The organism is Pseudomonas sp. PvP089 (genome assembly GCF_017875165.1).
GTDB lineage: Bacteria > Pseudomonadota > Gammaproteobacteria > Pseudomonadales > Pseudomonadaceae > Aquipseudomonas > Aquipseudomonas fortuita.
The window spans coordinates 5,399,342-5,421,394 of sequence record NZ_JAGGME010000001.1 but is presented as its reverse complement, the minus strand read 5'-3'; the positions used below and the strand labels follow the sequence as shown (position 1 = coordinate 5,421,394).

The following is a 22,053-nucleotide window of genomic DNA, read 5'->3' as shown; positions in this document are numbered from 1 at the left end:
AGGCCTGGCAAGCGGGGTGCGACAAACTGTCGCGAAGTTGAATTATCGAGCAGCATTGTTGCACATTCTGTAAAAGACTGTTGCTCAATAAGTCATAGTCAAGGGTTGGCGACCTCACTACAATCGCCCCCAATTTCCGTTCGGCACTGCTTGCGAGTCGCAGGATTGAAGGAAGCCCCAGCGCTCCTTTTTGCTGACTTCGTCAAGTTTCGCCCAACGGCGATACCGGGCGGACCCCCCTCCGCGTTTTCCCGCACCAAATGGACTTGGTCTGAAGTACAGGCCTGTTGCCTACGAAACCATAAGCACCGCTAACAACGCTTGAAGCCAAGGTCCTGCAGTCGGACCCCAGGCAGGAGCGAGTACGGGCGCAAAATGCCTCACTTGGCAGGACGAAGTGTTGGCTACCAAAACACAAATTGCATTGAAGCAAGCTGATCTAGAGGTCGTGAGATGAGTAAAAAGCGTTACCCCAGACTGTTTGGCATATTGCCCTTTTTAGGCATGCTTTTACTCAGTGGGTGCAACTGGACCCTGCTCGACCCGAAGGGACAGGTCGGCATTGAGCAAAAGAACCTGATCCTGATCGCTACCGGCCTGATGCTGCTGGTGGTTATCCCTGTCATCATCATGACCTTGGCGTTCGCCTGGAAGTACCGTGCTTCCAACAAGGCAGCCACCTACACCCCTGACTGGTCGCACTCGACCAAGATCGAGGCCGCGGTGTGGATCATCCCGATCCTGATCATCATCGCCCTGGGTTACGTCACTTACCACTCCACCCACAAGCTGGACCCGTACCGTCCGCTGGACTCGGACGTGAAGCCGATCCAGATCGACGTTGTCGCACTGGACTGGAAGTGGCTGTTCATCTACCCGGAACAGGGCATTGCCACGGTCAACAAGATCGTCTTCCCGGCTAACACCCCGGTCAACTTCCGCGTCACTTCCGACGCCGTGATGAACTCGTTCTTCATCCCGGGCCTGGGCGGCCAGATCTACGCCATGGCCGGCATGACCACCAAGCTGCACCTGATCGCCAACGAAAACGGTGTGTTTGACGGTATCAGCGCCAACTACAGCGGTGCTGGCTTCACCGGCATGAAATTCAAGGCTACTGCCACCTCTCAGGAAGACTTCGACAAGTGGGTCGCTGAAGTCAAGCAGTCGCCGAAGAAGCTGGACAAGGCTGAATACGACGCCTTGGCCAAACCAAGCGAAAACAACCCGGTCGCGCTGTATAGCGAGGCTTCGCCAGAGCAGTTCCAGCTGATCGTCGACAAGTACGAAGGCATGAACCGCGGTCGTAGCCACGAAGAAGCAGGCAGCAAAGATCTGGCCACAACCAAGGGTGTGGAATCGAGTATGCAACCAGCTGCCGGTGCAGAGGAGTAAGAGATGTTCGGTAAATTAAGCCTGGAGGCGATACCCTATCACGAGCCGATAGTCATGGTGACGCTTGCCATGATCGCGCTCGGCGGTATCGCTGTCGTCGGTCTTATCACCTATTTCCGCAAGTGGACCTACTTGTGGAGCGAGTGGCTGACTACTGTCGACCACAAAAAGATCGGCGTGATGTACATCATCGTCGCGATGGTCATGCTGCTGCGCGGCTTTGCCGACGCCATCATGATGCGTACCCAGCTGGCTGCCGCTACCGGTGGCTCCGAAGGCTACCTGCCGCCTGAACACTATGACCAGATCTTCACCGCTCACGGTGTGATCATGATCATCTTCATGGCGATGCCGTTCTTCACCGGCCTGATGAACCTGGCGGTTCCTCTGCAGATCGGTGCACGTGACGTTGCCTTCCCGTTCCTGAACTCCCTGAGCTTCTACCTGCTGCTGGCAGGCGTGCTGCTGGTCAACATCTCGCTGGGCGTTGGTGAATTCGCCAAGACCGGCTGGGTTGCCTATCCGCCGCTCGCAGGCATTCAATACAGCCCTGGGGTGGGTGTCGACTACTACATCTGGGCGCTACAGCTATCCGGACTGGGTACGACGCTTACCGGCGTGAACTTCCTCGTCACCGTGATGAAGATGCGCGCACCTGGCATGAAGCTGATGGACATGCCGATCTTCACCTGGACCTGCACCTGGGCCAACGTACTGATCGTTGCTTCGTTCCCGATTCTGACTGCTGCACTCGCTCTGCTGACTGTTGACCGTTATCTGGACTTCCACATTTTCACCAACGAGCTTGGTGGGAACCCGATGATGTACGTCAACCTGTTCTGGGCGTGGGGTCACCCTGAGGTTTACATCCTGATCCTGCCGGCCTTCGGCGTGTTCTCGGAAGTTACCTCGACGTTCTCTGGCAAACGCCTGTTCGGCCATCACTCGATGATTTACGCATCGGGCGCGATCGCCATCCTTGGCTTTGCGGTATGGCTGCACCACTTCTTCACCATGGGTGCCGGCGCCAGCGTCAACACCTTCTTCGGCCTGGCGACGATGCTGATCTCCATCCCGACCGGTGTGAAGCTGTTCAACTGGCTGTTCACCATGTACCAAGGCCGTGTGCGCTTCACCGCACCGATGCTCTGGACCCTGGGCTTCATGGTCACCTTCTCCATCGGTGGCATGACCGGCGTACTGCTGGCCGTTCCGGGTGCTGACTTCGTTCTGCACAACAGCCTGTTCGTAATTGCGCACTTCCACAACGTGATCATCGGTGGCGCGGTATTCGGCTACATCGCCGGTTTCGCCTTCTGGTTCCCGAAAGCCTTCGGTTTCACCCTGAACGAGAAGTGGGGCAAAGCTGCCTTCTGGTTCTGGCTGTCGGGCTTCTACGTTGCGTTCATGCCGCTGTACGCCCTGGGCTTCATGGGCATGACCCGTCGTCTGAACCACTCCGACAACCCACTGTGGGAACCCTACCTGTACGTAGCCGTTGTCGGCGCCGTGCTGATCCTGTTCGGTATCGCTTGCCAGCTGATCCAGATCTTCGTGTCGGTTCGCGACCGCAAAGACAACATGGACGTCACTGGCGACCCATGGGGCGGCCGTACCATCGAGTGGTCCACTTCGTCGCCACCGCCGTTCTACAACTTCGCTCACATGCCTGAGAAAGTTGGTCTGGACGCCTGGCACGAAGCCAAGGAAGCCGGTGTTGCGTACAAGGTCCCGGCCAAGTACGAAGCGATCCACATGCCGAGCAACACCTCCACCGGTCTGTTCATGGGTATGTTCCTGACCGTGTTCGGCTTCGCCTTCATCTGGCACATCTGGTGGCTGGTGGGCGCGAGCCTGTTGGCAACCATCGCAGTCTTCGTTCGCCACGCTGCACGTGACGACCAGGGCTACATGGTTCCGGCCGAAGAAGTGGCGCGCATCGAAGGCGAGCGTATGAAAGCGCTGGCCAAAGCAGGTGCTCTGCCTGCCGGCGCACGTGTCGAATCGTTTGAGCGGGTGTAATCAATGTCCAGTCAAGTAATGCACGGCGGCGCTGCTCATGGTCACGACCATGGGCATGACGACCACCACCACGACTCGGGCCAGATGACCGTACTGGGTTTCTGGCTGTACCTGATGACCGACTGCATCCTGTTTGCGTCGCTCTTCGCCACCTACGCGGTGCTGTCCGGCAGTTTTGCCGGCGGCCCGTCGGGTCATGACATCTTCCAGCTCGATTTCGTAGCTGTTGAAACGCTGTTCCTGCTGCTGTCCTCGATCACCTTCGGCTTCGCCATGCTGAAGATGTTCGATGGCAAGAAAGCCGGTGTACTGGGCTGGTTGGCTGTGACCTTCCTGTTCGGTGCAGGCTTCATCGCGATGGAAATCTATGAGTTCCATCACCTGATCAGCGAGGGCTTCGGCCCGCAGCGCAGTGGCTTCCTGTCGGCGTTCTTCGCCCTGGTAGGTACCCACGGTCTGCACGTGACTGCCGGCCTGATCTGGATGGCAATCATGATGTACCAGATCAACAAGCATGGCATCACGCCGACCGCCAAGACCCGCATGAGCTGCCTGAGCCTGTTCTGGCACTTCCTGGACGTGGTCTGGATCTGCGTGTTCACCGTCGTCTACCTGCTGGGGGTTCTGTAATGGCTAGCGCACACGACACTCATCACGAAGGTAACCACGGCAGCGTCAAGTCGTACATGATCGGCTTTGTCCTGTCGATCATCCTGACTGCGATCCCGTTCGCACTGGCCATGACCGCCAGCCTGCCGAAGAACCTGACCGTTCTGATCATTGTTGCCATGGCCGTGATCCAGGTAGTTGTACACCTGGTGTACTTCCTGCACATGGACCGCTCGAAAGAGCAACGCAACAACGTGTCGACGTTCCTGTTCACCGTACTGGTAATTGCACTGCTGGTCGGCCTGTCGCTGTGGATCATGTTCAACATCCACATCGAAATGATGGCCAAGTGAGGTAAGACTGCATGTCCGTTAAGCACTTTATCCAAATCACCAAACCGGGGATCATTTTCGGTAACGTGCTTTCCGTGGCAGGCGGTTTCTTCCTTGCCTCGAAGGGCCATGTGGACTTCGCCTTGTTCCTGGCGGTGGTGATCGGTACTTCGCTGGTGGTTGCGTCCGGATGCGTGTTCAACAACTGCATCGACCGTGACATCGACCACAAGATGGAGCGCACCAAGAACCGCGTCATGGTGCAGGGCGGCATGTCGCTGCCCCTCGCGCTGATCTACGCCACCCTGCTCGGGGTGGCGGGTTTCAGCCTGCTGTATGTCCAGGCCAACCCGCTGTCGGCGTTCTGCGCAGCTGTAGGCTTCATCGTCTACGTCGGTTTCTACAGCCTGTGGCTGAAGCGTAAATCGGTGCACGGCACCTTGGTCGGCAGCCTGTCGGGTGCCATGCCTCCGGTGATCGGCTACTGCGCCGTAAGCAACAGCTTCGACCTGGCTGCGGTAACCCTGCTGGTGATGTTCAGCCTGTGGCAGATGCCGCACAGCTTTGCCATCGCCATCTTCCGCTTCAAGGATTACAGCGCTGCCAACATCCCGGTCCTGCCGGTGGCACGTGGCATCCTCGCGGCGAAGAAGCAGATCGTGCTGTACGTGCTGGCCTTCGTGCTCGCCACCTTGATGCTTACCCTCGGCGGTTACGCCGGCCTCGGCTACCTGGCCGTGGCAGCTGCCATGGGCCTGTACTGGCTGTACATGGCCTGGGGTGGCTACAAGGCAGAGGACGACAGCAAGTGGGCCCGCAAGGTGTTCGGCTTCTCGATCCTCACCGTCACTGCCCTGAGCGTGATGATGGGCGTGGACAGCCAAACCGCTGCGGACGTGCTGATGACCTACGCACGCTGAAACTGCTGCCTGTTTCACGAAAACCCCGGCCATGTGCCGGGGTTTTTTTATGCCTGTCTTCCTGTGCCGGCCCTTTCGCGGGCTTGCCCGCTCCCACAGGTCGGGCGCAGGTCCCAGGGCTGTGAGTAACCCTGTGGGAGCGGGCGAGCCCGCGAAGAGGCCAGCACAGGAAACATGAAATCTGGCTTTTCAAATAATACGTCTGAAAATATATGACAAAACAGGAAAATGTCCTTTACATATTTTATGTTTCGGCATTATCTTCTGAGTCAGGCCGCCACATCGGCCAACGTCGCTCGGACGGTTCCGGGCGCTTACGTCCTCAGAGGAAGCCATGGCTAACCCAGGTTCGCCGCGCCGCTTTGCGCGCATTGATCGTCTCCCCCCTTACGTTTTCAACATCACTGCCGAGCTCAAGATGGCTGCCCGCCGCCGTGGCGAAGACATCATCGACCTGAGCATGGGCAACCCCGACGGCGCTACACCGCCGCACATCGTCGAGAAGCTGGTGCAGGTTGCCCAGCGGGAAGACACCCACGGCTATTCCACCTCTCGCGGTATCCCGCGTCTGCGCCGGGCCATTTCCAACTGGTACAAGGAACGCTACGAGGTCGACATCGACCCGGAAAGCGAAGCCATCGTCACCATCGGCTCCAAAGAAGGCCTGGCCCACCTGATGCTGGCCACGCTCGACCAGGGCGACACGGTGCTGGTGCCCAACCCCAGCTACCCCATCCACATCTACGGTGCGGTCATCGCCGGTGCCCAGGTGCGTTCAGTGCCGCTGGTACCGGGTGTGGACTTCTTCAACGAACTCGAGCGGGCGATCCGTGAGTCGATCCCCAAGCCGAAGATGATGATCCTCGGCTTCCCGTCCAACCCCACTGCTCAGTGCGTGGAACTGGACTTCTTCGAGCGCGTGGTGGCCCTGGCCAAGCAGTACGACGTGCTGGTGGTGCATGACCTGGCCTACGCCGACATCGTCTACGACGGCTGGAAGGCCCCGTCGATCATGCAGGTGCCTGGTGCCAAGGACATTGCCGTAGAGTTCTTTACCCTGTCCAAGAGCTACAACATGGCGGGCTGGCGGATCGGTTTCATGGTCGGCAACCCCGAACTGGTCAGCGCCCTGGCGCGCATCAAGAGCTACCACGACTACGGCACCTTCACCCCGTTGCAGGTGGCTGCCATTGCCGCGCTGGAAGGCGATCAGCAGTGCGTGCGCGACATTGCCGAACAGTATCGCCAGCGCCGCAACCTGCTGGTGAAAGGGCTGCACGAACTGGGCTGGATGGTTGAGAACCCCAAGGCGTCGATGTACGTGTGGGCGAAGATCCCTGAGCAATATGCACATATGGGGTCGCTGGAGTTTGCCAAAAAACTCCTGGCCGAGGCCAAGGTGTGCGTGTCGCCGGGCATCGGTTTTGGCGAATATGGTGATGACCATGTGCGCTTTGCCCTGATCGAGAACCAGGACCGCATACGCCAGGCCATCCGCGGGATCCGGCAGATGTTCCGGGCTGATGGGCTGGCTCGCAAATAAGCCAGTTGGGGCTGCCTGGCAGCCCCATATCTACCCCAGGGCGAGCTTTCCGCCTGCATTTCCCCGATCTGCCTACCTATCTTCAGCACTCATTTCTCACCACAGAGACTCCCCAATGAGTGTGTTCACCGCCTATTTCTGCGGTACCGGTTCTCACCGTTTCGACGACGCAAACCCCAACTTCTGGAACGGCGAGCTGGTCTCGACCCTGGCCGCAAATGACGAGGGCCGCGAATTTGCCCACTGGATCGCCGTAGACGGCCCAGGCAGCGGCAACCTTCAGGATGACAACCTGTTCGTAGAACCCGGTGGCTACTTCAACTGGACCGGCCAATTGTTCGGCCGCGGCTGGGAAGAAAACGTCAACCATGTGCTGCAGGTGATCAAAGGCGAAAGCAGTTGGCAGCGCACCAAGCTGAGCGAGGAAGAATACCAGCGGCTGAAGGACGCTGGTGTACCTGTACCGGACGTTTCCTCCACGGCCTCGTGGTTCTGGCGCACCTACGACTACGGTGATCGCCAGCCAACCCCGCAGGCGTTGCAAGAGCGCATCATCAGCATGTTCCGCAAGCCGCGCATTCCAACCCAGGTGAACCTGGTGGGCTGGAGCCGGGGTGGTATCAGCTGCCACATGCTGGCCAACGCCATGGCAAATGACCCGGTACTGCGGGAGGTGCCGGTGAATATCTTCGCCATCGACCCGGTGCCGGGTGTTGGTAATGTGCAGGCCGAGCGCATCGCGCTAGCGCAGAACGTGCGTGAATACGTCGGCTTCTATTCGCGGGATGAGCGGTCCAAAGGGTTTGCCTGCGTAATTCCTACCGTCGCCAGTGGCACGCAAATCTGCATTTATCCAATGCCGGGGCGTCATGCCACGCTGGTGGGTAATGCATCGGTAGATGGTGCCGGCGATGGCAAGGTGCTCAAGGAACCCGGGCTTATCGTTCGCCATTTCGCCGAAGTCTGCCTGACCCGCTGGGGTGTTCAACTGGGCAAGCGACTGGCCCTGGATGACCGCCAGGTGATGGAATATCACCAGGCCATGGCCGCAGCCGAAACGCAGTACCAAGCCATGCGCAGCAAATCGTATACGGTGCTGACCGAGGGGGAGAAGCACGACCGGTTGGTGCATTGCGGCGAAGCCCGCACGCACTTCAGCAAGGTGTGTGGTGATGCCTATGACCCGACCGAAGGCCTGGCGCTGCAGCGTTGGGATGCCTCCACCTACAAGGCATTGCGCTGAATGAAGCAGGCGGCCGGATCAGTGGCAAAATTTTTTGCATGTGCCCTCTATCCAGCCGCCCCCGGTTCGATTGAAAATGGCGCGGCGGGCCAGCCCCGATAACAACAACCTTCCCTCCGTGGCATCATGTCTGAATATAACCCTTGCCTTGACTGCGGCGCCTGCTGCGGGTACTTCCGTGTGTCCTTCTTCTGGGGCGAATGCCAGTCTGCCGGGGGCGTTGTGCCGGACGATCTGGTGGTACAGATCAACCCCACCCGCGTTGCCATGATCGGCACCGATGCCAAGCCCTGCCGTTGCGTCAGCCTTGAAGGCGAGATCGGTAAGGAAGTTGCTTGTACCATTTACGCCAACCGCTCCAGCCCTTGCCGCGAGTTCGAAGCATCGTGGGAGGGTGGGGTGCACAACCCCAGCTGCGACGATGCGCGGGCGGCGTATGGGCTGCCACCACTGACGCCGCCAGGCGCCAACGAGCCGCATTGGCCGGATGATGGGGCTGAGGTGGCCTGAAGTATTGATCAGCCTGACGCGGTCAATGTGGGAGCGGCCTTGTGCCGCGAAAGGGCTGCACAGCAGCCCCGGCAATTCCCGCAGCGCCGCTGATACCTAGGGGCCGCTGTGCGGCCCTTTCGCGGCACAAGGCCGCTCCCACAGGGATCGCGCTAGCCATCAGCTGTAAGAAAATTCTGAACCTGAAACCAAATGCTTCAGGTTGCCAAGGATTGGGATTTATCCTACGACCTCAGTCGGATGCCGTCTGACATACGGGGAAATGCTCCAGCGGTAACTTCATTGCTCGCCCAAAAGGCGAGCGAGTGTGAGAACTCGTCGTTGGTAGTCTTCCTGTCAGTTCATGGCAGCTGTGCGCGTGCAGGCTTCGGTCTGACCGTGGTGACTCCAACACGGGCTTCTCACCTCGCGCACGGCTGCCGCCCAAATCTGTGAGAAGGATTTCAGGTGGTTGCTCCTTTGAACCTATTGGAGTCAATCATGAAAAAACTTGTCCCTGATCCACCCGTTACAGACCTGACCTACCAAGCCGCCAAGTCCCAGGCCACACAGGTCATGGACACCCTTTCCAGCATCATCATCCAGTATCTCGACGCCGAAGCTCCGGTTTTGCGTGCTTCATTGCTCGAAGCCATGTCGGCCCAGACCAGCCAGCTGCATGCCCTGCTAGCCCATATGAAAGCGCTGGAGGCAAAGGCATGACCAACCACCTCACATCCCGCAGCACCGCAGGCGTGGAAAAATTCCTTGAGCTGTACCGGGTAGAGCCAGGTGTACCGCTTGATCTGGCATTCGATGAATTGTCGGTGCTGATCGGCTGCATCAAGCACCTGAACGAGGAGGCCGAGATGGAGGGCGACAAGGTCGCCGGCAGCGCGGCGCGGATTCTCAGTGCCATGGCCAAGGCGCTGATCAATGACATGGAAATGGGCTTGAACAGGGGAAATTGAGTAAGGCTTGGTGTGCCTGTCCGGCGGGCCAGTTGCGGCTGGCAAGTGTATCCCTTGAGTTGTCCGTCGCCTTTGAGACCGAGCGCCGCGCGGGCGGCGCTCGATTGGCGCGCCACTAAAAATCCCAAGCCAAGCCTCCTCAAACACACTCCATAGACCTGCCCCAGTCACGCCACTTGACGTTAAACTGTCATCTCCCCAGCAATGGACAGGAGATCCGGCGTGACCCCACCCCGCAGTTTCCCCAGTGACCTCTGCCTCGACAGCCCGCGTCTGCAATTGCGCCCCATGCGCCATGCCGATGCCGCGCAGTGGCTAGCGATCATGGCTGACCCCGAGGTCATGCGTTATTGGCACCATGCCCCCTGGCAAGACCTGGCCGAAGCCGAAAGCGCCCTGGCCGCCGACCGCGAAGCCTACGCCAATGGCGACCAGCTGAAGCTTGGCATGTACCGCCGTGACAATGGCGAACTCATCGGCATGGTGCAGCTGTTCAACATCGACGATGTGTCCCGCCGCGGCGAAATCGGCTACTGCCTGGCCAGTGCCGTGCAGGGCAGGGGCTACATGGACGAAGCATTGACCTGCTTCATCGATTACCTCGCTCACACCCTGCACCTGCGCCGCCTGGAAGGCGAAATCGACCCCCGCAACCAAGGCTCGGCGCGCACACTCGAGCGCCAGGGCTTCGTGCTGGAGGGCACCCTGCGGGCACGCTGGTGTGTGGCCGGCGAATTGTCTGACTCGGGTATCTATGGCTTGTTGCTTGAGCCACCCGTTGCATAGTCTTGCGCCGCATGGTGTCTCCGTGCGGCAACCATCCAGGGTCTGGAAGCGGGGCAGGGCCTGGGTTAAGGTCGTAGGCTGTCCCGTTTCCTCCAGGTGTGCCCCTTGCCCGTTTTCTACCTTAGCATCAGCCTGCTGCTGTATCTGCTCGCCCTGTTTTTCGATGGCGCGCTGATGAGTGGCGATCGCCACATGCCGGCCCTGCAAATGTTGCTGTACGGGCCATGGGGTATGCCGTTCGGCTTGTACCAATGGTTTGCCAACCCGCTGCTGGCCCTGGCCATTCTTGCCCATCGACGGTTCCGCCGCCTGGCATTGCTGGCCGGGTTGGTGGCGGCGTACCTGGCGGCCAGCAGTTTCGGCATCACCCGCCTTCCGGACAACCAGAGCTATGAGTTCCACGACCTGACCGGTTTCGGTGCTGGCTTTTATCTATGGCTGGCGGCCATTGGGGTGTTTTGCCTGGGGCAGGCCTGGCATTGCTGGAAGGCACGTAGCGCCGACGACATGCCGGGCTGGAACTGGCTGGATGTGGCGTTGATTGCGGCGCTGGGCGTGGCGCTCTATTCGGCAACGCAGATGCCATCGTTGCGCTTCCAGCCAGGCAAGGTACTGATGCCGCCGGAACAGCCGCAGTCGTTTTGATACCCGCAAGGAGGGTTTGCATGATCAAGCATTGCCTGACAGGCCTGGCACTGGCCGGCATTTTGCCGCTGGCCGTGGCGGACGATTACACGCCGGCCTACGGCCAGTGCATGGACAAGGCCTCCAGCACCGTGGCCATGAGCCAGTGCATCCAGGCCGAGACGCACGTGCAGGACCAGCGCCTGAACCGGGTGTACAAGCAGTTGATGGGCAAGCTGGATGCCGGGCAGCAGAAAAGCCTGCGGGATGTGCAGCGTAAATGGCTGGCCTACCGCGATGGCAATTGCCAGTTCCATGTGCAGGCCAGTGGCGGGACCATGGCGCAGCTGGAGGGAGGGTCATGCATGATGGACATGACCCGCGACCGGGCGGCAGAGCTGGAACGGGTGCTCAGCCCGGGGCAATGACGATGCCTGTGCCGGCGATGGGGCGCGAAGCGGCCCCGCTTTTACTTGTGCGGTTCGCGCAGCACCCGAGCTTTGAGGTATTCGCGCACTTCCACCGCATCCCCGGCAAACTCGATACGCTCTGCCTTGGCCGCACGCTGGTAGGCATACATCGGGTCGTAATACTCGTTCAGCAAGCCTTCGATCCAGCCCCGGTGCAGGTCCACTGCGCCGCTGCGCTGTTGCTCTTCAAGGGCGAGGCGCAGGATCTCCGAAAGCCGCTGATAGCGCTCCCCACCCAAGCGCTTGTAGATGTTGGCCATGCTTTGCAGCATGCGCTCGGCAAACAACCGACGGCCATCCTCTTCGCCATGCACGGCGATAAACTCGGCACTCAGGTTGACCACATAGTCGCGCAAGATGCGCTCCACGCGGTTGGCGAAGCTGTCTTCCAGCCATACCAGCGGGTACTGCTGCATACCCTGGTACAACTCCAGTGGCACCGTGCAGCTGCCGACAATGCGGCCTTCATCTTCCAGCACGAACTGCTCGCAGCCGCGGGCGCGCTTTTTAAGCACATCGATGGCCAGCTGGTTTTCGAAATCGATCTGTGCCGGTTGTGCAGTGGCGCGTTTGCCGAAGCTGGAACCGCGATGGTTGGCATGGCCTTCCAGGTCGAGCACGTTGTCCAGCTGGTGCAGCACATCGGTCTTGCCGGTACCGGTCAGGCCACCTACCAGCACGAAATCGCATTGCGCTACAGCCTGCTGAGTGGTTTCCAGCAGGAAGGTGCGCATGGCCTTGTAGCCCCCTTTGACACGCGGGTACTGGATACCCGCCTCATCGCGTAGCCAGCCTTGCACGATCTGCGAACGCAGGCCGCCCCGGAAGCAGTACAGGTAACCTTGCGGGTTGGCCTGGGTGAACGCCACCCAAGCGTCCATCCGTGCCTGTTTGGTGGTGCCGCTGACCAACTGGTGGCCAAGGGCGATGGCGGCGGCCTGGCCCTGCTGTTTGAAGCAGGTGCCGACCTTCTGCCGCTCCTGGTCGTTCATCAATGGCAGGTTGACCACGCCCGGGAAGGCGCCTTTGGCGAATTCCACGGGGGCGCGCATGTCCATCATCGGCACATCGTCGAGGAACAGCTGACGGAAGTCGGTGCAGTCGGGGCGCATCAGATCACCTCGACCGCGTGGCTCTGTCGCTCGACCAGCTTGCCGATTGGCGACAGTTGCAGGCCCAGTTCGGCCGCCACGGTGAGGAACCCGGCTTCACCCTCCGGGGTAACGGCCACCAGGAGGCCACCGCTGGTCTGCGGGTCGCACAGCAGGTGCTTCTGGTCATCAGTGAGGGTGCCGATCTTGTGCCCGTAGCTGTCGTAGTTGCGCAGGGTTCCACCGGGGATGCAGCCCTCCGCCAGGTAGTGGTCGACACTGGGCAGGCGTGGTACAGCGGCGTAGTCCAGGTGCGCGGTAAGGCCGCTGCCTTCGGCCAGCTCGACCAGGTGGCCGAGCAGGCCGAAGCCGGTCACGTCGGTCATGGCCATGACCCCGTCGAGCTTGCCGAAGCGGCTGCCGGGGGTGTTGAGGGTGCACATCCAGTCGCGGGCCAGGCCCTGGTCTTGTTCGCGCAGCTTGGCCTTTTTCTCGGCAGTGGTGAGGATGCCGATGCCCAGTGGCTTGGTCAGGTACAGCTGGCAGCCTGCAGTGGCGGTGTCATTGCGCTTGAGGTGGCGCTTGCTGACCACACCGGTGACGGCCAGGCCGAAGATTGGCTCAGGCGCGTCGATGGAGTGGCCGCCAGCCAGCGGGATGCCGGCTTCGGCGCACACGGCACGGCCGCCACGTATCACTTCCCGTGCCACTTCCGGTGGCAGTACGTTGACTGGCCAGCCGAGGATGGCGATGGCCATCAGCGGGTCGCCGCCCATGGCGTAGATGTCGCTGATGGCGTTGGTGGCGGCGATGCGGCCGAAGTCGTAGGGGTCATCGACGATGGGCATGAAAAAGTCGGTTGTCGAGACCACGCCGCGCTCATCGTCGAGCGCGTACACTGCGGCATCGTCGCGCGACGCGTTGCCGACCCACAGTTTCGGGTCCAGGGCCTGGGTGCCGCTTTCGGCGAGAATCACGTCCAGCACCTTGGGGGAGATCTTGCAGCCACAGCCGGCACCATGGCTGTACTGGGTCAGGCGAATCGGCTCGCTCATGTGTACCTCAGCAGGTCAAATTGTCGCGCGATTGTAGCAAAGCTGGCCTTTGGGTCCTTGCCTCTTATAATTCACGTTGTCGGCGGATTTGTCGGCATTTCCCCGCTATTGAACCGGAGAATACCCATGCTCAAACGCCCCCTGGCGCTCGCCGCCGGTCTCGTGCTGTCTTGCTGTGCCGTTGCCGCTCAGGCCGCTGAAACCCTGCGGGTCAGCGCCATTCCCGACGAAGCGCCTACCGAACTGCAGCGCAAGTTCAAGCCATTGGGTGAATACCTGGCCAAGCAGCTGGGCATGGAAGTGAAGTTCGTACCGGTGGCCGATTACCCGGCGGTGGTCGAGTCGCTGGCCGCCGACCGCCTGGACCTGGCCTGGCTGGGTGGCTTCACCTTTGTGCAGGTTCACCTGAAGGACCCGTCCGCCACGCCGCTGGTGCAGCGTGAGCAGGACGCGCAGTTCACCTCCAAGTTCATTACTGCCAACCCCGACGTGAAGAGCCTGGCCGACCTCAAGGGCAAGTCGTTTGCCTTCGGTTCCATTTCGTCCACGTCGGGCAGCCTGATGCCACGCTACTTCATGCTCAAGCAGGACAACATCAAGCCTGAAGCGTACTTCAGCCGCGTGGCCTACTCGGGGGCCCATGACGCCACCGTGGCTTGGGTACAGGCTGGCAAGGTAGATGGTGGCGTGCTCAACGCCAGTGTGTGGCAAAAGCTGGTGGATGCCGGCAAGGTGGATACCAGCAAGGTGAAGGTGTTCGCCACCACCCCGACTTACTTCGACTACAACTGGACCGTGCGCGGCAACATGGACCCTGCGTTGAAGGACAAGATCAAGAAAACCTTCCTTGAACTCGACCCGGCCAACCCGGAGCACAAGGCGATTCTGGACCTGCAGGCCGCCAGCCGCTTCATCGAAACCAAGCCTGAGAACTACCTGGGCACCGAGCAAGCTGCACGTGAGGCCGGCCTGCTCAAGTGACCGCTTCGAATGTAGCCATCCATCTGCACGGTGCCAGCCTGCGCCATGGCCAGGTCCGCGCGCTTGACGCGGTGAGCCTGCGCATTGAGCAGGGCGAGCGGGTTGCCATCATCGGGCCGTCGGGGGCGGGCAAGTCCAGCTTGCTGCACCTGATGGCCACGGCCATCCAGCCCAGCGGCGGGCGCCTGGAACTGCTCGGCGAGCAGCCTTGGGCGTTGTCGGCCCGGGCACGCCAGCGCCTGCGGGCGCGGGTTGGCCTGGTGCATCAGGCGCCGCCCTTGCCACCACGCCAGCGGGTGGTGACAGCGGTACTGGCCGGCCGCCTGGGGCAGTGGGGGGTGATGCGCGGTTTGCTCAACCTGCTATACCCCGGCGATGTGCCGGGCGTGCGCCAGGTTTTGGCGGAGCTGGGGCTAGCCGACAAACTCTTCGTGCAGTGTGGGCAATTGTCCGGTGGCCAGTTGCAGCGCGTGGGCATTGCCCGGGCGCTGTACCAGCGACCGCAGGTGCTGCTGACCGATGAACCGGTATCGGCCATGGACCCGGTACTGGCCGACCACAGCCTGGCCTTGCTCAACCGCCATGCCCAGGCCAACGGCGTGACGCTGGTGGCGAGCCTGCATGCCGTTGAGCTGGCGCTGGCACATTTTCCGCGGGTAATCGGTATCCGCGAAGGGCAGGTGGTGTTCGACTGCCCGGCACAGGCCGTTACCGAGCAATTGCTGGAAGCGCTATACGCCAACGAACAACTCGTTTCGCCGCCAACCCAGGGGCCGACCCTGACCGTGCAGATACCGCGGTGCTGAAGGCCGATACCCGCGACCCGGCCCTGCTGCCGCGGTTGCTGCTGGCCTTGCTGGCAGTGGCCGTGCTGTGGCCTGGCATCCGCTTGAGCGAGTTGAACCCGTGGGTACTGCTGCAGGCCGAGAACCGGCAGCAGATAGCCAGTTTCACTGGCGCCTTCTGGCCTCCGGCACATGATACCGATTTTCTTGCGCTACTGTATGAGGCCACTTTGCAGACCCTGGCCGTGGCGACTGCCGGTATGGCGCTGGCGTTGGTGTTGGCTATTCCGGCGGGTTTGCTGGCCAGCCGTGCGTTGTCTTTGCGTGCCGCTTCACGCGGCGGGCGGGCCGGCTTCTGGTCGCGGCTGCTGCGCCTGCCGGTGCGCGGGCTTCTGATTTTCCTGCGTAGCGTGCCAGAGATCGTCTGGGCGCTGCTGTTTGTGCGCGCCGTGGGGCTGGGGCCGACGGCGGGCGTACTGGCGATCGCCATTACCTACAGCGGCATGCTTGGCAAGGTCTACGCCGAAATCTTCGAGTCGGTCGACCAGCGCCCTGCGCATGCCTTGTTGCAGGCGGGCAGTGGCCGGCTGGCGGCGTTTCTCTACGGCATCCTGCCCAATGCTGCATCGGAAGTGGTGTCTTACACCGTGTACCGCTGGGAGTGTGCGGTACGGGCGTCGGTGGTGATGGGCTTTGTCGGGGCGGGCGGGCTGGGCCAACAGATCGACCTGTCGATGCGTATGTTCGATGGTGCGCAAGTGGCGAGCATGCTGCTGACGTTCTTGCTGCTGGTGATGCTGGCCGACCTGCTCAGCCGCTTGCTGCGCTGGAGGCTGGCATGAACCGCGCCATCAACCTGCTGCTGCTTGGCGCCATCGCGGTGGCGGTAGTGGCCTCGTTCGCCTTCCTGGAACTGGACTTGCGCGCCTTGGTCGGCAACGGCGGGTTGGGACAGATGGGCGAATATGCCGGGCGTTTCCTGCAGCCAGATGTGTCTGCCGGGCACCTTGAGGCGGTCTGGCGTGGGGCACTGGAGACACTGGCCATGTCAGGCCTGGGGACTTTGTTGGCAATGGTGCTTGGGATGCTGCTGGCGCTGCCGGCGGCGGGGCGTTTCGGCTGGCCGTTACAAGGCGCGGCGCGGCTGTTGCTGAACGCCCTGCGGGCCATCCCGGAACTGGTGTGGGCGGCGTTGACAGTGCTGGCGGCAGGCCTCGGTCCCAATGCGGGCACCCTGGCCCTGGCGCTGCATACCGCTGGCGTCCTGGGGCGCTTGTTTGCCGAGGCGCTGGAGAACGCACCACCGGAGCCGGCAGCGGCTATCCGCCTGCAGGGCGGCAGCCAGGTGGCGGCGTTCTGTTTTGGCACCTTGCCTAACCTGTGGCCGCAGTTGCTGGCCTACAGCTTGTATCGCTGGGAAAACAACATCCGTATGGCCAGTGTGCTGGGGTTTGTCGGGGCGGGTGGCTTGGGGCAGATGCTGTACACCACCTTGAGCCTGTTCCAGGAGGCCCAGGCCAGCACGGTGATCATCGGGATGCTGGTGCTGGTGTTGCTGGTGGATGTGTTGAGCGACGTGGTGCGCCAGCGTTATGTACGGGCCTGACACCTAGCAAAATCCCTCACGCATCCACTGCCTCGGCACACTGCGCTTCCCGCTGCATCGACTCCAGATTACGTTCGATCGTCTCGCAAATGGTATCCATCTGGATCTGGTGCTCACTGAAACGGAACGGGCTCTGCAAATCCGTGCCGATCCGCTCGATAGCCAGCAGCATGAACCCCACCACCGTCGATGCCAGCGGTGTGAACCAGCCCAGCGACTCCACCAGCCCCACCGGCACGATCAGGCAGAACAAAGTAATGAACAGCCGCGGGAAATACACGTAAGGGTAGGGCAACGGTGTGTTGGCAATGCGCTCCATGCCACCCTGGGCGTTGGACAGGTCCACCAGGGTCGACTCCAGCCGGGCCAGGCGAATGCTGTCCAGCCGCCCGGCTTTGTATTCTCGCGCCAGCAAGGCCGCCGAGCCGCCGAGAATGTCATTGGCGAAGTTGTTTGAACGGTTGCGGCGTTCGAACTCTGCGGGCGGGATGAATGCCATCAGCTCCTCGGGGCAGCGTTCCCCCTTCAAGTGCGCCGCCAGGCAGTTCACGTAGGCGATATGGCGGCGCAGCAGGGTAGCCTTGACCGGGTTCAGGCCATCATCCGGGTCGTCGATCAGGGTCAGCGTCTGCCGGGCGAAGCTGCGCGAACCGTTCACCAGCGCCCCCCACAACGTGCGTGCCTCCCACCAGCGGTTGTAGGCGCTGCTGTTGCGAAAACTCACCAGCACCACCAGCGCCGAGCCCAGTAGGGTCAGCGGGATAAGCGGTAGAGTGAACTTGCTGTTGAGAAACAGCATGAAGTCGATGGTGACCAGCACATCCCAGATCAGCAGCCAGAACAGCGACCAGCCGATGTAGCCGATGGTCTTCACGACCAGGCGGTACTTGCGGGTGATGATGTCTTTCACGCGGGTAACCTCAAGGCGTGGGTGATGGAGGATGGGACGTCGAGGGGGGTCGAAGGTTCGCGTGCCGAATGTTGCAAGGGATTTAGAAGCTGACGTGAAGAGAAAAGTCTGACCAAATTAGAGGATTTGCCTGAATTCCTGATTCAGCGGAAAAACGACAGGGTAGGTCGCTTCAATCCTTGAATGGGTGTATCCATAAGGATACGTCGTTTTGACACTGTCTTGAGGGGCATTCGTGCCTTGGGGGTGGACCTTCTCGTTCAGCCACATGCAATGGCCCGCTGATCCAGCTCGGTTAAGTCAGTATTTGCTTCATCTGCACCAACGCTACCCGCGTGCCGTCCCACGCCTGCCGCTCCTCGATGCCGAACGGTGTGAAGCCCAGCTGTGGATAAAGCAGCAGGCCCGCGGTGTTGTGATTGAAGCATGACACCCACACCTCCCGAGCAGCGTAGTGCTGGCGGGCGAAGTCGATCATGGTGGTTACCAGGTAACGCGCTACGCCATGGCCGCGGGCGGCAGGGGCCACGACCACATTGCCAAGGGCACACGCGCCGCCGTGTTCGGCTTTGTAGAAGTTGGCAAAGGCCAGGACAGTACCGTTGCCTTCCACCACCGTGGAGCCGCTGCGTTGGGCTATGGCGTCGCTCAGCTGGGCAGGGGTGAAGGGAAAGGTGGCTTTGGGGAACATGTAGAACAGTTCGTCCGGGCCCTGCGGGAAGTTGCAGATGACGGGGATGTCGTCAGGGTGGATGGGGCGGTGGGTCAGGTGCATGGCAGGTCCCTCTTGCGCTGGCGGATCGGGCCTTTTCGCGGGTGAACCCGCGAAAAGGCCATCAGCCTTGCATCATAAGCCCCTTTGCAGGCGCAGATGCGGGCCGCCAGTCAACTCAAGGCTTGGCGGCCACCGCCACGTAGCCTTTGACCGAAGCCGGTGCCTGGGGCTTGGCCTTGTGCGCCAGCAGGTACTGATAGCGCCGCCATTCCTTGTCGATTTCGCTGAACGACATGAACACGCTGATACGGTCCTTGCCGGCCAGGTCGGGACGCTTGCCGGCGTCGATCTCACGGGTGGGTATGATGGCGACGTTGATGCCCACTACCGTGCCGTCATCCGCAAACACGGGCCCGCCCGACATGCCCTTGGTGATCGGGCCGTCATGCACCGAGTAGAAGACACTGCCAGGCGTGCCTTCAAGGCGTACCAATGACGGCAAGGCATGGCCCTTACCCTGCATCGGCATCATAAAGCTGTTGAAACCTACCGCCGTCACCGCTTCCCCAGGCACGTACTGGCGCCAGCGCGGCACGCTGCTGGCCTTGTGCTTGAAGAACACCACATCGCCGAGGCCCTCGTGGACCACGTTGCGCAGGAAGGGGGTGTGTTTGGCGGTTACTGCGTAATCCTCGTTCCACTGGATGGCACTGGCCATCAGCAACATCGGCAGCGGCGCACCCGAGGTGACCACGAAAGCCTGGCTGTAGACGGGGTCTGAAACGTACGACGTTGGCACTCCATTGCACCCACTGAGCAGCATCATTGCCGCCATGCAGGGCGCGATTGTTTTCATGGGTCACACAGGGCGTGGAGAAATGGGAGCGCAACTATGGCTAAGTGCCATTACGCCAGCAATGCTTTCGGCATATATCCGACGAATGACAGCTTAAGTATTAATCCCGACTGCGGCCAATAGAATGCAGACATGGCTACAGGCCCCGGAGTCATTAGGGTGCCGTCAATTATTTCGTGCCGCTCCTGACGTGACCGTGCAAGCCGCACGCTCTGCATCAGATCAAAATTCGGGCATAAAAAAACCGACCAGTAAGGTCGGTTTTTTCCGGATCTTGGTGCCCCGAGGGAGACTCGAACTCCCACTCCTTTCGAAAACGGATTTTGAATCCGCCGCGTCTACCAATTCCGCCATCAGGGCGTGTGGCGCGCAGTATAGAGAGCTGCCGCTAGTCGGTCAATCGGCTTTCATGGTCAATTTTCACACATTGGGCTAAACTTCCCGGCCCTGCCGAACCGAACATCATCATGCGCGTCGCCGATTTTTCCTTCGAACTCCCTGATTCCCTGATCGCCCGCCACCCGTTGGCCGAGCGCCATGGCAGCCGTCTGCTGGTACTCGATGGGCCAACCGGCGCGCTGGCGCACCGGCATTTCCCCGACCTGCTCGAATACCTGCGCCCCGGCGACCTGATGGTGTTCAACAACACCCGGGTGATCCCGGCGCGCCTGTTTGGCCAGAAAGCCTCTGGCGGCAAGCTGGAAGTGCTGGTCGAGCGCGTGCTCGACAGCCACCGGGTGCTGGCCCATGTGCGTGCCAGCAAGGCGCCGAAAGAAGGCGCAGTCATCCTCATTGATGGCGGTGGCGAGGCCGAAATGGTCGCGCGCCATGACACGCTGTTCGAGCTGCGCTTCACCGAAGAGGTGCTGCCACTGCTCGACCGCGTCGGCCACATGCCGCTGCCGCCCTATATCGACCGCCCCGACGAGGGTGCCGACCGTGAGCGCTACCAGACCGTGTACGCCCAGCGCGCCGGTGCGGTTGCCGCGCCCACTGCGGGCCTGCACTTTGACGAAGCGCTGTTGGAAAAGATTGCTGCCAAAGGTGTGGAGCGGGCTTTCGTTACCCTGCACGTGGGCGCGGGCACGTTCCAGCCGGTGCGGGTCGACAAGATCGAAGACCACCACATGCACAAAGAATGGCTCGAAGTGGGCCAGGATGTGGTCGATGCCATCGAGGCCTGCCGCGCACGTGGCGGCCGGGTGGTCGCGGTCGGCACCACCAGCGTGCGTTCGCTGGAGAGCGCGGCGCGCGATGGCGTGCTCAAGGCCTTCAGCGGCGACACCGACATCTTCATCTACCCGGGCCGACCGTTCCATGTGGTCGATGCCCTGGTCACCAACTTCCACCTGCCGGAGTCCACGCTGCTGATGCTGGTCTCGGCCTTCGCCGGCTACCCCGAGACCATGGCCGCCTATGCGGCGGCGGTCGAGCACGGGTACCGCTTCTTCAGTTACGGTGATGCCATGTTCATCACCCGCAATCCGGCGCCACGCGGCCCCGAGGATCAAGCATGAGTCGCACCTGTCGAATGTCCTTCGAACTGCTGGCTACCGACGGCAAGGCCCGTCGTGGTCGCATCACCTTCCCACGTGGCACGGTGGAAACCCCGGCGTTCATGCCGGTGGGCACCTATGGCACGGTCAAGGGCATGCTGCCACGCGATATCGAGGCCATTGGCGCCGAGATGATCCTGGGCAACACCTTCCACCTGTGGCTGCGCCCAGGCACCGAGGTGATCAAGAAGCACAACGGCCTGCACGACTTCATGCAGTGGAAAGGCCCGATCCTCACCGACTCCGGTGGCTTCCAGGTGTTCAGCCTGGGCGCCATGCGCAAGATCAAGGAAGAGGGCGTGACCTTTGCCTCGCCGGTCGATGGCTCGAAGGTGTTCATGGGCCCTGAAGAGTCGATGCAGGTGCAACGTGACCTGGGCTCGGACGTGGTGATGATCTTCGACGAGTGCACCCCGTACCCGGCCGAGCACGACGTGGCCCGCACTTCCATGGAACTGTCGCTGCGCTGGGCCCAGCGTTCGAAGAACGCCCACGCCGACAACACGGCGGCGCTGTTTGGCATCGTCCAGGGTGGCATGTACCAGGACTTGCGCATGCGCTCGCTGGAAGGCCTGGAAAACATCGGCTTCGACGGCCTGGCCATCGGCGGCCTGTCGGTGGGCGAACCCAAGCACGAAATGATCAAGGTGCTGGATTACCTGCCAGGCATGATGCCTGCTGACAAACCTCGTTACCTTATGGGGGTAGGCAAACCGGAAGATCTCGTTGAGGGTGTGCGCCGCGGCGTCGACATGTTCGACTGCGTGATGCCTACGCGTAACGCACGTAACGGCCATCTGTTTGTCGATACAGGGGTGATCAAGATCCGCAATGCGTTCCATCGCCATGATGAATCGCCGCTGGATCCGACCTGTGACTGCTATACCTGCACCAACTTCTCCCGTGCCTATCTCCATCACCTGGACAAGTGCGGCGAAATGCTGAGCAGCATGCTGAATACCATCCACAACTTGCGCCATTACCAGCGCTTGATGGCCGGTTTACGCGAGGCTATTCAACAGGGTAAATTGGCCGCCTTTGTCGACGCCTTCTACGCCAAGCGCGGGCTTCCTGTACCGCCTTTGGACTGACTG

The 22,053-nt window shown here is 61.2% G+C and carries 24 protein-coding genes and 1 tRNA gene; 19 read left to right on the top strand and 6 right to left on the bottom strand.

Features of this window, described 5'->3' with window-relative positions:
• Positions 1 to 453: 453 nt before the first annotated feature.
• From cyoA to J3A71_RS24720, 13 genes are all read left to right on the top strand, one after another.
• Positions 454 to 1,395: a ubiquinol oxidase subunit II gene (gene cyoA, locus J3A71_RS24780; RefSeq protein WP_016484940.1), complete on the top strand. Its 942-nt coding sequence runs from the start codon at positions 454 to 456 to the stop codon at positions 1,393 to 1,395.
• A 3-nt stretch (positions 1,396 to 1,398) separates the two neighbouring features.
• Positions 1,399 to 3,417, top strand: coding sequence for a cytochrome o ubiquinol oxidase subunit I (gene cyoB / locus J3A71_RS24775; protein WP_016484941.1), 2,019 nt, complete (start codon positions 1,399 to 1,401; stop codon positions 3,415 to 3,417).
• Between the two features lie 3 nt (positions 3,418 to 3,420).
• The gene (cyoC, locus tag J3A71_RS24770) at positions 3,421 to 4,047 is read left to right on the top strand and encodes a cytochrome o ubiquinol oxidase subunit III (protein ID WP_016484942.1); all 627 of its coding nucleotides are present in this window, start codon (positions 3,421 to 3,423) and stop codon (positions 4,045 to 4,047) included.
• Positions 4,047 to 4,379 carry a cytochrome o ubiquinol oxidase subunit IV gene (gene cyoD / locus J3A71_RS24765; protein WP_016484943.1) on the top strand — a complete coding sequence of 111 codons (333 nt, stop codon included), beginning with the start codon at positions 4,047 to 4,049 and terminating at the stop codon, positions 4,377 to 4,379. The genes cyoC and cyoD overlap by 1 nt, the downstream gene beginning before the upstream one ends.
• Positions 4,380 to 4,390: 11 nt before the next feature.
• The gene (cyoE, locus tag J3A71_RS24760) at positions 4,391 to 5,278 is read left to right on the top strand and encodes a heme o synthase (RefSeq protein WP_016484944.1); all 888 of its coding nucleotides are present in this window, start codon (positions 4,391 to 4,393) and stop codon (positions 5,276 to 5,278) included.
• 334 nt (positions 5,279 to 5,612) lie between these two features.
• A complete protein-coding gene (alaC, locus tag J3A71_RS24755) occupies positions 5,613 to 6,821 on the top strand; it encodes an alanine transaminase (RefSeq protein WP_019473730.1) in 1,209 nt (402 codons plus the stop codon).
• A 115-nt stretch (positions 6,822 to 6,936) separates the two neighbouring features.
• Positions 6,937 to 8,064, top strand: a complete 1,128-nt coding sequence (locus tag J3A71_RS24750; protein ID WP_060517657.1) for a hypothetical protein — start codon at positions 6,937 to 6,939, stop codon at positions 8,062 to 8,064.
• A gap of 126 nt (positions 8,065 to 8,190) precedes the next feature.
• Positions 8,191 to 8,574 carry a YkgJ family cysteine cluster protein gene (locus J3A71_RS24745; protein ID WP_016501425.1) on the top strand — a complete coding sequence of 128 codons (384 nt, stop codon included), beginning with the start codon at positions 8,191 to 8,193 and terminating at the stop codon, positions 8,572 to 8,574.
• Positions 8,575 to 9,054: 480 nt separating this feature from the next.
• Entirely contained in the window at positions 9,055 to 9,276 is a 222-nt protein-coding gene (locus J3A71_RS24740; RefSeq protein ID WP_172455932.1) for a hypothetical protein, read from the top strand.
• Positions 9,273 to 9,524, top strand: a complete 252-nt coding sequence (locus tag J3A71_RS24735; protein WP_016484949.1) for a DUF3077 domain-containing protein — start codon at positions 9,273 to 9,275, stop codon at positions 9,522 to 9,524. Before J3A71_RS24740 ends, J3A71_RS24735 begins: the two co-directional genes overlap by 4 nt.
• A gap of 222 nt (positions 9,525 to 9,746) precedes the next feature.
• Positions 9,747 to 10,310 (top strand): GNAT family N-acetyltransferase, encoded by a 564-nt coding sequence (locus J3A71_RS24730; RefSeq protein WP_016484950.1) that lies wholly within the window; start codon positions 9,747 to 9,749, stop codon positions 10,308 to 10,310.
• 105 nt (positions 10,311 to 10,415) lie between these two features.
• Positions 10,416 to 10,955, top strand: coding sequence for a hypothetical protein (locus J3A71_RS24725; RefSeq protein ID WP_095115825.1), 540 nt, complete (start codon positions 10,416 to 10,418; stop codon positions 10,953 to 10,955).
• A 20-nt stretch (positions 10,956 to 10,975) separates the two neighbouring features.
• Positions 10,976 to 11,362, top strand: coding sequence for a lysozyme inhibitor LprI family protein (locus tag J3A71_RS24720; RefSeq protein WP_016484952.1), 387 nt, complete (start codon positions 10,976 to 10,978; stop codon positions 11,360 to 11,362).
• A 41-nt stretch (positions 11,363 to 11,403) separates the two neighbouring features.
• Here the strand turns inward: J3A71_RS24720 and mnmH are convergent, their stop codons facing one another.
• Entirely contained in the window at positions 11,404 to 12,516 is a 1,113-nt protein-coding gene (mnmH, locus tag J3A71_RS24715) for a tRNA 2-selenouridine(34) synthase MnmH (protein WP_102667971.1), read from the bottom strand.
• A complete protein-coding gene (selD, locus tag J3A71_RS24710) occupies positions 12,516 to 13,550 on the bottom strand; it encodes a selenide, water dikinase SelD (RefSeq protein ID WP_016484954.1) in 1,035 nt (344 codons plus the stop codon). The genes mnmH and selD overlap by 1 nt, the downstream gene beginning before the upstream one ends.
• A gap of 126 nt (positions 13,551 to 13,676) precedes the next feature.
• On the opposite strand from selD, the gene J3A71_RS24705 reads away from it, so the two are divergent.
• The 4 genes from J3A71_RS24705 to phnE are packed head-to-tail and all read left to right on the top strand — an operon-like array spanning position 13,677 to position 16,922.
• Positions 13,677 to 14,531, top strand: coding sequence for a putative selenate ABC transporter substrate-binding protein (locus J3A71_RS24705; RefSeq protein ID WP_209953428.1), 855 nt, complete (start codon positions 13,677 to 13,679; stop codon positions 14,529 to 14,531).
• Complete coding sequence (locus J3A71_RS24700; protein ID WP_060517652.1) at positions 14,528 to 15,337, top strand: ATP-binding cassette domain-containing protein; 810 nt, start codon at positions 14,528 to 14,530, stop codon at positions 15,335 to 15,337. The genes J3A71_RS24705 and J3A71_RS24700 overlap by 4 nt, the downstream gene beginning before the upstream one ends.
• Positions 15,331 to 16,158 (top strand): ABC transporter permease, encoded by an 828-nt coding sequence (locus tag J3A71_RS24695; protein WP_209953425.1) that lies wholly within the window; start codon positions 15,331 to 15,333, stop codon positions 16,156 to 16,158. The genes J3A71_RS24700 and J3A71_RS24695 overlap by 7 nt, the downstream gene beginning before the upstream one ends.
• The gene (phnE, locus tag J3A71_RS24690) at positions 16,155 to 16,922 is read left to right on the top strand and encodes a phosphonate ABC transporter, permease protein PhnE (RefSeq protein ID WP_060517648.1); all 768 of its coding nucleotides are present in this window, start codon (positions 16,155 to 16,157) and stop codon (positions 16,920 to 16,922) included. The genes J3A71_RS24695 and phnE overlap by 4 nt, the downstream gene beginning before the upstream one ends.
• A 16-nt stretch (positions 16,923 to 16,938) precedes the next feature.
• Here the strand turns inward: phnE and J3A71_RS24685 are convergent, their stop codons facing one another.
• The 4 genes from J3A71_RS24685 to J3A71_RS24670 form a co-directional block, all read right to left on the bottom strand.
• Positions 16,939 to 17,832, bottom strand: a complete 894-nt coding sequence (locus J3A71_RS24685) for a bestrophin family ion channel (protein ID WP_016484959.1) — start codon at positions 17,830 to 17,832, stop codon at positions 16,939 to 16,941.
• A gap of 295 nt (positions 17,833 to 18,127) precedes the next feature.
• Positions 18,128 to 18,607, bottom strand: coding sequence for a GNAT family N-acetyltransferase (locus tag J3A71_RS24680; RefSeq protein ID WP_209953423.1), 480 nt, complete (start codon positions 18,605 to 18,607; stop codon positions 18,128 to 18,130).
• Positions 18,608 to 18,722: 115 nt separating this feature from the next.
• Complete coding sequence (locus tag J3A71_RS24675; RefSeq protein WP_031312492.1) at positions 18,723 to 19,370, bottom strand: trypsin-like peptidase domain-containing protein; 648 nt, start codon at positions 19,368 to 19,370, stop codon at positions 18,723 to 18,725.
• 308 nt (positions 19,371 to 19,678) lie between these two features.
• Positions 19,679 to 19,763, bottom strand: a tRNA-Leu gene (locus J3A71_RS24670).
• A 107-nt stretch (positions 19,764 to 19,870) separates the two neighbouring features.
• Between J3A71_RS24670 and queA the strand changes: the two genes are divergently transcribed.
• Both queA and tgt read left to right on the top strand, forming a co-directional pair.
• Positions 19,871 to 20,920, top strand: coding sequence for a tRNA preQ1(34) S-adenosylmethionine ribosyltransferase-isomerase QueA (gene queA / locus J3A71_RS24665; protein WP_209953420.1), 1,050 nt, complete (start codon positions 19,871 to 19,873; stop codon positions 20,918 to 20,920).
• Between the two features lie 14 nt (positions 20,921 to 20,934).
• Positions 20,935 to 22,050 (top strand): tRNA guanosine(34) transglycosylase Tgt, encoded by a 1,116-nt coding sequence (gene tgt / locus J3A71_RS24660; RefSeq protein WP_016501406.1) that lies wholly within the window; start codon positions 20,935 to 20,937, stop codon positions 22,048 to 22,050.
• The last annotated feature ends 3 nt before the right edge of the window (positions 22,051 to 22,053 follow it).

What these genes read in the sequence shown, in the direction of transcription:
- J3A71_RS24705 (WP_209953428.1), top strand. Translation starts at nt 13,677, where the DNA reads ATGCTCAAACGCCCCCTGGCGCTCGCCGCCGGTCTCGTGCTGTCTTGC.
- cyoE (WP_016484944.1), top strand. Translation starts at nt 4,391, where the DNA reads ATGTCCGTTAAGCACTTTATCCAAATCACCAAACCGGGGATCATTTTC.
- phnE (WP_060517648.1), top strand. Translation starts at nt 16,155, where the DNA reads ATGAACCGCGCCATCAACCTGCTGCTGCTTGGCGCCATCGCGGTGGCG.
- tgt (WP_016501406.1), top strand. Translation starts at nt 20,935, where the DNA reads ATGTCCTTCGAACTGCTGGCTACCGACGGCAAGGCCCGTCGTGGTCGC.
- alaC (WP_019473730.1), top strand. Translation starts at nt 5,613, where the DNA reads ATGGCTAACCCAGGTTCGCCGCGCCGCTTTGCGCGCATTGATCGTCTC.
- selD (WP_016484954.1), bottom strand. Translation starts at nt 13,550, where the DNA reads ATGAGCGAGCCGATTCGCCTGACCCAGTACAGCCATGGTGCCGGCTGT.
- cyoA (WP_016484940.1), top strand. Translation starts at nt 454, where the DNA reads ATGAGTAAAAAGCGTTACCCCAGACTGTTTGGCATATTGCCCTTTTTA.
- J3A71_RS24735 (WP_016484949.1), top strand. Translation starts at nt 9,273, where the DNA reads ATGACCAACCACCTCACATCCCGCAGCACCGCAGGCGTGGAAAAATTC.
- J3A71_RS24675 (WP_031312492.1), bottom strand. Translation starts at nt 19,370, where the DNA reads ATGCTGCTCAGTGGGTGCAATGGAGTGCCAACGTCGTACGTTTCAGAC.
- cyoD (WP_016484943.1), top strand. Translation starts at nt 4,047, where the DNA reads ATGGCTAGCGCACACGACACTCATCACGAAGGTAACCACGGCAGCGTC.
- J3A71_RS24720 (WP_016484952.1), top strand. Translation starts at nt 10,976, where the DNA reads ATGATCAAGCATTGCCTGACAGGCCTGGCACTGGCCGGCATTTTGCCG.
- J3A71_RS24750 (WP_060517657.1), top strand. Translation starts at nt 6,937, where the DNA reads ATGAGTGTGTTCACCGCCTATTTCTGCGGTACCGGTTCTCACCGTTTC.
- J3A71_RS24745 (WP_016501425.1), top strand. Translation starts at nt 8,191, where the DNA reads ATGTCTGAATATAACCCTTGCCTTGACTGCGGCGCCTGCTGCGGGTAC.
- mnmH (WP_102667971.1), bottom strand. Translation starts at nt 12,516, where the DNA reads ATGCGCCCCGACTGCACCGACTTCCGTCAGCTGTTCCTCGACGATGTG.
- J3A71_RS24740 (WP_172455932.1), top strand. Translation starts at nt 9,055, where the DNA reads ATGAAAAAACTTGTCCCTGATCCACCCGTTACAGACCTGACCTACCAA.
- J3A71_RS24680 (WP_209953423.1), bottom strand. Translation starts at nt 18,607, where the DNA reads ATGCACCTGACCCACCGCCCCATCCACCCTGACGACATCCCCGTCATC.
- cyoB (WP_016484941.1), top strand. Translation starts at nt 1,399, where the DNA reads ATGTTCGGTAAATTAAGCCTGGAGGCGATACCCTATCACGAGCCGATA.
- cyoC (WP_016484942.1), top strand. Translation starts at nt 3,421, where the DNA reads ATGTCCAGTCAAGTAATGCACGGCGGCGCTGCTCATGGTCACGACCAT.
- queA (WP_209953420.1), top strand. Translation starts at nt 19,871, where the DNA reads ATGCGCGTCGCCGATTTTTCCTTCGAACTCCCTGATTCCCTGATCGCC.